This window comes from Bradyrhizobium sp. Kon69, from assembly GCF_055807515.1.
In genome coordinates, this window is the sequence record NZ_JBVVOS010000020.1 from 161,688 (window position 1) to 171,641 (window position 9,954).

Genomic DNA, 9,954 nt, shown 5'->3' on the forward strand with positions numbered 1-9,954 from the left:
GCCGGACGTCGCCGCAATTAGGGAGGGCCTGTCTTGGGGCGATTGCTCTTTCAGTTGGAACAGCGCCCTCGAGATCAAAGCGGGGAGGGCTGCCGGGCTGGCACGCTCGCTCTTCCTTCGACTGCCGGGCTGCGCCGCTACGGATCTTATCTTACTTACGATGTCAGGACGCAGAGCATCCAGCTGGGTACCTCACCGCGAGATATCGATAGGCAACATCCGCACCGCTTGGAGACTTATGCCTTTTCAATCGGCCCTGACGACAACAGCGATCTCCGCAAGCGGCTCGAAAAATCATTCATTGCTTTGTCGATTGCGAGCACAAGCTCGACGGCCAAGTCCTGAAAGCGATCGACGATGCGCAGATCGATAGTCTTGTTGATCTTGCAGGCCATACGCACAATGCCAGGCTGTCGTTGTTTGCATCCAGTCCTCCGATCGTCGTCAACTATCTTGGGTTCGCGGGAACGTCGGGGAGCAGGGGAGCTCTTCCGCTGCATCATTGCCGATCAAATCGTGCTGCCAGATCAAAACAGCCAATTCTTCGACGAGAAGGTCGTCCGTTTGCCCGGCAGCTTCATGCCGCGTGATAATCACGTCGCGACAATCGACGGTGCTGCGCCCAATCGAGTCTTCATCCGAACACTTGGCGCGCCATCGCCTCGCCGACCTCTTCCTGGATACGCTGCCCTACAACGCACGGCCCGCGATGCGTTGTGGGCTGGTCTGCCGGTAGTGACCCATATCGGGAATAGTTTCGCCGGTCGCGTGGCGGCGAGCTTGCTGAGCGCTGTCGGCCTGCCTGAGCTGATCACGCGAACGCGTGCGGATTATGAAGCACTCGCGATCGAACTGGCGCTTGATAAACAGAAGCTGGCGGATATTCGCCGAAGGCTGCAAGGGAGCCACCTGGCCGCATCACTGTTTGATGCCGCGCTCTACGCCAAGCGGCTGGAGACAGCTTTGTATCAACGACATCAGGACGGCTTGGCGCCGGATCATATCGAAGTTCAAGCGCGCGGATGAGGATGACGATCGCAGCCGCTTAATGGTCAGGCCAGCCAGTTCCCGAAGCGGTGGCCCGCGCCGAGTCCTTGGGAGTCCTTGGTTGATTCCACGATTCGACCGGCTCAGACCCAGAGCAGAGCGTCTCCGCAGGTGTGGCTGGCCCTTGCCGGAACTTTTGACGTCAATGAAACCTGCCGAAAAAGCACAGCAGATTCAATGCCTTACAAAGCCGCTCTGATCACATCTGCGTGTTATTTGTGCAACACCCGCCGGAAAACACGCTCCATCGGCCGGTTCTGAAGCGTTCTGTTGTTGTGTGTGCAAGGGCGTTCGGTAATTGTGACTGAGCGACGGAGGGGGGCATCCCGAGGTCGTCCCGTCTTAGGTGGTTCGCTTAAGTCCCTCGCGTTCAGCGGGTGTGTCCGAAGGCGCGAAGCGACTAAGCGGTGAATTTAAGGGACAAGGGAACCAACCTTAGGGTGTCTTCACCCAGCGGATCCGGAACCTTCCCTATGGCAAACTTGGAGGTTTAACATGAAGTTGGTTAAGAGCCTTTTGCTCGGTTCCGCGGCGGGTCTGCTCGCTGTTGGCGGAGCGCAGGCGGCCGATCTCCCCGTGAAGGCCAAAGCGGTCGAATACGTGAAGATCTGCTCCCTGTACGGTGCGGGTTTCTACTACATCCCCGGCACTGACACTTGCATCAAGCTGGGTGGTTATCTGCGCGCTGAAGTCGCGCTGAACACCAACTCGGACTACAGCGGTCAGCTATCCGGTAATAACGGTGCGCGCAACCGCCTGACGAACTACTACACCATGCGCGCTCGTGAAGATCTCAACATCGACACGCGCACCGCGACCGAGTACGGCGTCGTCCGTACCTTCTTTGACGGCGTGTTCTCCTGGACGACCGGCAATTATCAGGGAACCGGCAGCGCGACCGGCACCACTGCCTACAGCAGCACGCTGGCGCTCAACACCTCCGGCGCGGCCCCTGCGCTCGTCGGTGGGTCGATCAACGGCAACGACGGCGGCACCTCGGGCGGTTCGCTCGGCGTGTACTACGCCTTCATCCAGTTCGCTGGCTTCACCATGGGTAAGGCCGTGTCGCAGTTCGACGCGCCCTGGACCAACTATCCCGGCAACAACTTCGACAGCCTCGTCGGCGGCAGCGGCACGGTCACTGGTGTCAACCAGTTCTCCTACACCGCTGACTTCGGTCAGGGCGTGACGGCAGCGTTCTCGGCGGAAGACCGGGCGGCCTACTATGATGCCGGCAACCTGAACATGACCGGCGCGACTGCGACCGGCATGATTGGCGGTTCGTATGGCTCGAACGGCATCGGCGCTACGCGTTCGCCGAACCTCGTCGCTATGGTCCGCGTCGACCAGGCTTGGGGTCTGTTCCAGGCGTCGGTCGCTGCGCATGACAACCACGTTGCCTACTACGGCGCCACCGAGCCGACTGGCCACCCCGACGACAAGTGGGGTTGGGCTGCTCAGCTCGCTCTGTCGATCAAGAACATCCCGACTGGTGCGGGTGACGTGATCAACATCCAGGGCGTCTACACCGATGGCGCGACCCGCTACAACTTCCAGAACCTCGCGGGCAGCAGCTACTCGATGTTCGGCGGTTCCGGCATTGCCTACCAGAGCGTCGGCTTCGCCAATGCTCCGGACACGGTGTATGTCACGGGCAGCTCGCAGGAGTCGGTCAAGACCTGGGGCTTCCGCGGTGCTTACACCCATAACTGGGATCCATACTGGAACACCGCGATCTACGGTGCCTACGCTCAGGCCCAGTACGGCACGCTTGCCAAGACCACGCTTTGCGGCGCTGGTGGTGCTGGCGGCGTGTTCGGTGGCCTCGCGGGTGTGACGGGTTGTAATCCTGACTTCGCCATCGGCCAGGTCGGTCTCATCACCCGCTGGACCCCGGTCAAGAACCTGACGTTCTCGGCCGACCTCTCCTGGACCCATCTCGACCAGAAGTACGCGGGCACTGTTGCTTACGCTGGTGCCGGCGCCACGGCCAAGCCGGCCGCTGTGTACGAGCTGAAGGATCAGGACACGCTCGTTCTGCTCCTCCGCGCTCAGCGCAACTGGTAAGTTCGGTCTAACGACCTGACAGAGAGCCCCGGCGGGAAACCGCCGGGGCTTTTTTTTGGTGGTCTTATCCCTGGGGTCGAAGAGCAGGCGATGGTCGGTAAAGCGCGATGAGATTGGGATGATCGTCATCGCGCCTCTGAGGCGCAGAGGCGGTCTTGATGCCCGGCTCTTGGTACGAAAAAGGCCGCCAAGAGAGGCGGCCTCCTGGAGTCCAAACAGAAACCGTCGTTATTTCACGTCGAGGGTTCGGCAGTAGTTGGAGCTCTCAATGCTGGTCCAGCCCCTCTCCATCCTGTTGGTTTGGCACTCGTAGAAGGTTTTGAAGTTGAGAACGTTTCTGCAATTGTGACCCACACCACTGGACAGGGAGCATTGGACCCTAGGATCATTGCTGGTTTCGGCTGCGACTTTCAGCGGGGCGGCGCTCAACGGCACGATCGACATCGAGACAAGAGCAAAAGCGGACATTGCCAACGTCTTCATAGCTTTCCTCCTTTTCTTGGTGGTTTGGACGGCAGATCTCTGTCCCGAAATGGATACTACCAAAGCGAGCGTGGGCTGTCTCACTCAATTCGGCATATCTGGGTGATCGGGGGACCTGCTTTCGCTTCGAAAGAAGATGCCGCTATTCCACGCTGCCGGCGCCGCGGCGCAAATCGGCCTCGATCTGCAACCGCGTGCCGCCGCCGAAGCGGGCGCGGTAGACCTGAAGGTTCTCCATGATCCGTTGCACGTAGTTGCGCGTCTCGGAGAACGGGATCAGCTCGACCCAATCGACCGCATCGACCTTGGGATCGCGCGGATCGCCGTAGCGATCGATCCACTTCTTCACACTACCGCGGCCGGCATTGTAGGCGGCGAAGGTCATGATGTAGGAGCCGCGATAGTCCTCGAGCAGCCCACCGAGCTCGGCCGAGCCGAGCGTGGCGTTGTAGGCCGAATCGTTCTTCAGACGTCCCAGATCGTAGGTCCCGCCGTGCCGCTTGCAGACATAGCGCGCGGCGTCCGGCGTCACCTGCATCAGCCCATAGGCCTGCGCCGGCGAGACCACACGGGGATTGAAGGCGCTCTCCTGCCGCGCGATGGCGTAGATGATGCTGCGCTCGACCTCGGGGCCGATCGGCGTGAACTGCGGAATGCCGTTGACGGGATAGGCATAGAAATCGAACGGCAGCCCGCGATTGAGCGCGGCCTTGCCGAGCAGCAGCATGCCGCGGGCGTCGTTGTGGCGCTGGGTGAGCTCGCCGAGGCCGGCCAGCGCTTCGGGATCGCCGTTCTCGCCCATGTCGGCGAGAACAGGTATCGCCATCTCGCGCTCGTCGAGCTCGTATAGCAGCTGCGCGGCGCGCACGATCTCCAGCCGTTCGGCACCGCGGCTGCGCGGCGGAGCGTTGAGCTCGATCTGCGGCAGGCCTAGCTTGGCGCGTGCGAGCTGGCCGTAGTAGCTGGTGGATTGCTCGGCGGCCCGCGCGTAGGCGTTGCGCGCCTCCTGCTGGCGGCCTGCAGCTTCCGCAGCGCGGCCCTGCCAATAGCCGGCGCGCGCCAGCGTGGTCGGATTGACGCTGCCGATCCCGATGCGGGCAAAATGCTGGGTCGCAGCCGCAGGATCGTTGAGGAAGCGCAGCGCGATCCAGCCGGCGGTGAACTCCTGCTCGGTCTTGTAGATGTCACGCGAGGGCAGGGCCGCATCGCGCGCGATCAGATAGGCGCTGCGAAATTCCTCGGTGTCGATCATCTTGCGCGCCAGGAGGCGCCGCTCGATCCACCATTCGTCGAGATTGTAGAGCCGGCCCGGATCCTTCGGTGCCGACAGCATGAGCTGGGCGGCTTCCGCAAATTTCTCCTCGCGGCGCAGCAGCTGGATCTTGCTGAAGATGAAGCCGGGATCGCCGTGCAGCTCGCGTGGCACGGCGTCGAGCAGGGCACGTGCGTTCGGCGCTTTCTTGAGGGAAGCGATGCGCGCCTTGGCGAGTGCGACATAGCCGGCCCCGAGGCGCTTTGCAGCACGCAGTGCGGCCTCGTTCTCGCTGCCGTAGAGCAGCGTGTCCATCCGCGCCTTCTGATCGCCGGGCGTCAGCAGCGCGCCGAACTGGTCGAGTGCGTTGTTCTCGGTGTCTTCCGACATCGGATCGCTGCGCCAGGCATCGCGCACCAGACGTTCGGCGTTGGCGCGATCGCCGCGCGCCAGCATCGCCTTGGCGAGCGTGAAGCGGCCCTTGGCGGACACGGGGGATTCATTCTCGAACCACGACCATGCGACCTGGTCGTCGCGCCTGTCGTCCCACATCGCGGCCTCCAGGCGCCGGCGCAGGAAGGTCTGCGACGGCCAGCTCGGATTGGCGGAGAGGAAGGCGCGGTAGCGCTCCACGGTCGCGCCATTGTCCTCGCTGCGCAGGATGATCCATTCCGCGAGTTTTCGCGCGACGGGATCCGAGATCGTGGCCGCGGCATTGGTCGCATCGCCCGCCTTGCGCTTGCGCACGAGCTCGATCACGGTCTCCAGCGTGTCCTTGTCGGCTTGCGAGGTCGAGGAGGTCGCAGCAACCGCAGCCGGTGTGACCGGCTTGCGCGGGGCGGCATGCTGGCGGGTCGCAGGAGCCAGGACAGGAGCCGCGACGGGCCTGGCGGCGGCCGGGGCGGTCGGTCTGACGATGGCCGCCGGCGCGGGGGCGGTCTTCCGGGCCGAGCCGCCAGCGGTCGGCGTTGACTTTGGCGCGGCAGCCGTAGGCTTCAGCTTGTCCTTCGCAGGATCCTTGCCTGCGGTCTTGCCAGCATCCTTGCCCGCATCCTTGGCAGGCTTCTTCGCGGCATCCTTGGCGGGGGCACTGGGCGCGCCCTTGCTTGCACCCTTGGTGGCGTCCTTCGGAGTTTCCTTGCCGGCTCCCTTGGACACACTCTTCGCAGTGTCCTTCGCGGCTGGCTTGGCTGCGGGTTTCGCGGTTTCCTTCGCGGTATCCTTGGCGGTTTCCGCGGTTGTCTCGTTGGATTTGGCCCAGGCGGCGCAGCCGGCCGACAGCCCTGCCATCAGGCACACGATCAGGCCGGTGGATCGCCATGCGGCGCGCGGAAATGAGATCACGGCGGTTCGTCGCCCCGAATCAGTCAATTGGCTCAAGACCTAGCTGTACAAGATCTGGCTGTATTTGATTGAATATGCGGACAAATTACCAACAGCCGCTTACCTTCGCCCGGTTTGCACCACCACCGCGGCAAAATCGCGGCCTAAACGGTGCGTGAGACGGGAGCGGGTCTTTTACCGACGGGATAGACCCGATATGAATGCGGCCTGCGCTCAAGATTGCCGCGTACGGAGGAAGTCCATGGCAGCCAAGACAAAATTCCGGGGATCGTTCACCGCCTTGGTCACGCCGTTCAAGAACGGCTCGCTGGACGAGGCGGCGTTTCGCTCCCTGGTCAACTGGCAGATTTCAGAGGGCACCAACGGCCTGGTTCCCGTCGGCACCACCGGAGAGAGCCCGACGCTGAGCCATGACGAGCACAAGAAGGTTGTCGAATGGTGCATCGAGGAAGCGAAAGGCCGCGTGCCTGTCGTCGCCGGCGCCGGCTCCAACTCGACCAAGGAGGCGATCGAGCTCGCCCAGCACGCCGAGAAGGCGGGCGCCAATGCGGTTCTGGTCGTGACGCCCTACTACAACAAGCCGACCCAGGAAGGCATGTACCAGCACTTCAAGGCGATCAACGACGCGATCGGGATTCCGATCATCATCTACAACATCCCGCCGCGCTCGGTGATCGACATGTCGGTCGACACCATGGCGCGGCTGTGGGAGCTGAAGAACATCGCCGGCGTCAAGGACGCCACCGCCAGCATGGTCCGCGTCTCGCAGCAGCGCGCGGCGATGGGCGAGGACTTCAACCAGCTCTCGGGCGAGGATGCGACCATCCTCGGTTACATGGCGCATGGCGGCCATGGCTGCATCTCGGTGACCTCGAACGTCGCGCCGCGGCTGTGCTCGGAGTTCCAGGCCGCCTGGGCGAAGGGCGATCATGCCACCGCGCTGAAGCTGCACGACAAGCTGATGCCGCTGCACAACAACCTCTTCATCGAGAGCAATCCGGCGCCGATCAAGTACGCGCTGTCGCTGCTCGGCAAGCTCGACGAGACGCTGCGGCTGCCGATGGTGCCGGTCACCGAACCGACCCGCGTTGCCGTGCGCAGCGCGATGGTTCATGCTGGCCTCATTAACTGACGCGCTAGCCGATCGGGGAGCTTTTCATGGCGATCGAGGAAAGAGGCACGCGGATGCTCAGGGAGTTCCGCGAGTTCGCCATGAAGGGCAACGTCGTCGACCTCGCGGTCGGTGTCATCATCGGCGCGGCCTTCGGCGCCATCGTGACATCGCTGGTCGGCGACGTGATCATGCCGATCATCGGTGCGGCCACCGGCGGTCTCGACTTCTCGAACTACTTCACGCCGCTTTCGGGCAAGGTCACCGCCGCAAATCTCGCGGACGCGAAAAAGCAGGGCGCCGTCTTGGCTTGGGGCAACTTCCTCACGCTGACGATCAACTTCATCATCATTGCCTTCGTGCTGTTCCTGGTGATCCGTGCCATGAACAAGTTGAAGCGCAAGGACGAGGCAGAGCCTGCCGCTCCGCCGAAGCCGTCGGCCGAGGTCGAGCTGCTGACCGAGATCCGCGATCTCCTCAAGAAGTCTTGACGCGCGCGCTTCATCCAAACTGTTAGCGTCCTCGCGCATCTCGATCAGGTTGTTTTCCATGGCCGACAAGAACGAACGTCCGATCAAGGTCATGGCGGAAAATCGCAAGGCCCGCTTCAACTATGCCATCGAGGATACGATCGAGGTCGGCATTGCGTTGACCGGCACCGAGGTCAAGTCGATCCGCAACGGCAAGAGCACGATCGCGGAATCCTACGCCGATTCCAAGAACGGCGAGATCTGGCTGATCAACGCCACCATTCCGGAATATCTCCAGGGCAACCGCTTCAATCACGAGCCCAAGCGCCCGCGAAAACTGCTGCTGCATCGCAAGCAGATCAACAAGCTGATGGGCGCGGTCGACCGCGAAGGCATGACGCTGATCCCGCTCAAACTTTACTTCAACGAGCGTGGTCGCGCGAAGTTGCAGCTAGCGGTTGCAAAAGGCAAGAAGCTGCACGACAAGCGCGAGTCCGAGAAGAAGCGCGACTGGAGCCGGGAGAAGGGCCGCCTGATGCGGGCGAGGGGATAGCGGGATGACTCAGAGAAACCTGCTCGAGGTCGATTGGACCCGGATTCCCGCACCCGCGGATGACGGCGGCGCCGCGCACCTGAAAGGCATGACATTGCCGCCGGTCAGCCTGCTCGCCACTGACGACACGTCGGTCGCGCTCTCGGCACTGCGTGGCCGGACTGTGGTGTTCGCCTATCCGCGCACCGGCGAGCCCGGCAAGATCGCGCTGGTCGACGATTGGGACATGATCCCGGGCGCGCGCGGTTGCACGCCGCAGACTTGCGCATTTCGCGATCTGTTCGCCGAGCTGAAGGCCGCCGGCGCCGCGCAGGTGTACGGCCTCTCGACCCAGAGCAACGCATACCAGACCGAGATGGCCTCGCGGCTGCATCTGCCGTTCCCGGTGCTCTCGGACGAGAAGCTGGTGCTGACGCGCGCCCTGAATTTGCCGACCATGGAGGTCGCGGGCCTGACACTGATCAAGCGCCTCGCGCTGATCGTCGACGACGCCAGGATCACGCATGTGTTCTATCCGGTGTTTCCGCCCGACCGGAACGCCGGCGATGTCCTGGACTGGTTGAAGGCCAATCCCGCCACGGGCTTGTCTAAGAATTAGTCGAGGTCAGCCTTCACCTTCGCGAACACGGAGCGGAACATGTCCGGCGTCAGCACGCGGGTGTTCGTGTTGTAGCGGGAGCAGTGATAGCTGTCGTAGAGCCTGAATGCGCCGGCCTGATGCACGGCGCCGTGGCCGAAGGGGGCCTGTGATGCCTTCAGGTTCAGCGGCTTGAGCACGGTGTCGTGCGCAATACGCCCGAGGGCGACGATCGCGCGCAGGTTCGGCATGGTTGCGAGATTCGCCGCGAGGAACTGCCGGCAGGTGTTGATCTCGACCGGCAGCGGCTTGTTCTGCGGCGGCACGCAATGCACCGCATTGGCGATCCGACAGTCGACCAGCTTCAGTCCGTCGTCGGGACGCGCCTGATATTTGGCCTTGGCGAAGCCGTATTCGAGCAGCGTCGCGTAGAGCAGGTCGCCGGCATAATCGCCGGTGAAGGGACGGCCGGTGCGGTTGGCGCCCTGCATTCCCGGCGCAAGGCCGACGATCAGCAGGCGCGCCTTGATGTCGCCGAAAGGCGCAACCGGTGCGTTGTGCCACAATGGCTCGCGCGCGCGGTTCGCCTCGCGAAAGGCGACCAGGCGCGGACAGAGCGGACAGTCACGGTCGGGGACGAGGCTGAGAGGCTGGCGGCTTGACCGGGCCGCCTCACTCCTCGAAGTCGTCATCGCCCCTCGCCGGCGCCATCGTGGTCGCGCGCTGGAGGAACTGCGGGGCGTGGTGGCGCGCCTCGCGGTCGCCGCGGTCACGCGGGGCGGGGCGTTCGGACGGGTCGCGACCGAGCTTGGACTGCAGCTCGACGAGGTCGGTGAAGACGTCGGCCTGGCGGCGCAGCTCGTCGGCGATCATCGGCGGCTGGCTCGCGATCGTGGAAATCACGGTGACCCGCACGCCGCGGCGCTGGACGGCCTCGACCAGGGAGCGGAAGTCGCCGTCACCGGAGAACAGCACCATCTGGTCGATGTGCTCGGCGAGCTCCATGGCGTTCACGGCGAGCTCGATGTCCATGTTGCCCTTGACCTTGCG

The 9,954-nt window shown here is 63.3% G+C and carries 10 protein-coding genes; 6 read left to right on the top strand and 4 right to left on the bottom strand.

The window, feature by feature from the left end; genetic code table 11:
* Positions 1 to 236 precede the first annotated feature (236 nt).
* Complete coding sequence (locus tag AC0L3U_RS25770) at positions 237 to 395, bottom strand: hypothetical protein (protein ID WP_473350024.1); 159 nt, start codon at positions 393 to 395, stop codon at positions 237 to 239.
* Positions 396 to 516: 121 nt separating this feature from the next.
* Here AC0L3U_RS25770 and AC0L3U_RS25775 point away from each other — a divergent pair, with 121 nt between their 5' ends.
* Positions 517 to 1,026 (top strand): O-linked N-acetylglucosamine transferase family protein, encoded by a 510-nt coding sequence (locus tag AC0L3U_RS25775; RefSeq protein ID WP_473363698.1) that lies wholly within the window; start codon positions 517 to 519, stop codon positions 1,024 to 1,026.
* Positions 1,027 to 1,542: 516 nt separating this feature from the next.
* Positions 1,543 to 3,114 (top strand): porin, encoded by a 1,572-nt coding sequence (locus AC0L3U_RS25780; RefSeq protein WP_473363699.1) that lies wholly within the window; start codon positions 1,543 to 1,545, stop codon positions 3,112 to 3,114.
* Between the two features lie 625 nt (positions 3,115 to 3,739).
* Here AC0L3U_RS25780 and AC0L3U_RS25785 read toward each other — a convergent pair.
* Positions 3,740 to 6,139 (bottom strand): transglycosylase SLT domain-containing protein, encoded by a 2,400-nt coding sequence (locus AC0L3U_RS25785; protein WP_473363709.1) that lies wholly within the window; start codon positions 6,137 to 6,139, stop codon positions 3,740 to 3,742.
* A 295-nt stretch (positions 6,140 to 6,434) separates the two neighbouring features.
* Between AC0L3U_RS25785 and dapA the strand changes: the two genes are divergently transcribed.
* The 4 genes from dapA to AC0L3U_RS25805 are packed head-to-tail and all read left to right on the top strand — an operon-like array spanning position 6,435 to position 8,925.
* The gene (gene dapA, locus AC0L3U_RS25790) at positions 6,435 to 7,325 is read left to right on the top strand and encodes a 4-hydroxy-tetrahydrodipicolinate synthase (protein ID WP_007603384.1); all 891 of its coding nucleotides are present in this window, start codon (positions 6,435 to 6,437) and stop codon (positions 7,323 to 7,325) included.
* 53 nt (positions 7,326 to 7,378) lie between these two features.
* Positions 7,379 to 7,795 carry a large conductance mechanosensitive channel protein MscL gene (gene mscL, locus AC0L3U_RS25795; protein ID WP_473363710.1) on the top strand — a complete coding sequence of 139 codons (417 nt, stop codon included), beginning with the start codon at positions 7,379 to 7,381 and terminating at the stop codon, positions 7,793 to 7,795.
* Between the two features lie 58 nt (positions 7,796 to 7,853).
* Positions 7,854 to 8,327 (top strand): SsrA-binding protein SmpB, encoded by a 474-nt coding sequence (gene smpB, locus AC0L3U_RS25800; RefSeq protein WP_027518360.1) that lies wholly within the window; start codon positions 7,854 to 7,856, stop codon positions 8,325 to 8,327.
* 4 nt (positions 8,328 to 8,331) lie between these two features.
* Entirely contained in the window at positions 8,332 to 8,925 is a 594-nt protein-coding gene (locus AC0L3U_RS25805; protein ID WP_473363700.1) for a peroxiredoxin, read from the top strand.
* Here the strand turns inward: AC0L3U_RS25805 and AC0L3U_RS25810 are convergent.
* Positions 8,922 to 9,596 (bottom strand): uracil-DNA glycosylase, encoded by a 675-nt coding sequence (locus AC0L3U_RS25810; RefSeq protein ID WP_473363701.1) that lies wholly within the window; start codon positions 9,594 to 9,596, stop codon positions 8,922 to 8,924. The genes AC0L3U_RS25805 and AC0L3U_RS25810 overlap by 4 nt on opposite strands.
* Positions 9,577 to 9,954: NYN domain-containing protein (locus AC0L3U_RS25815; protein ID WP_473363702.1), on the bottom strand; the 378-nt coding region annotated here is incomplete at its 5' end. The genes AC0L3U_RS25810 and AC0L3U_RS25815, both read right to left, overlap by 20 nt.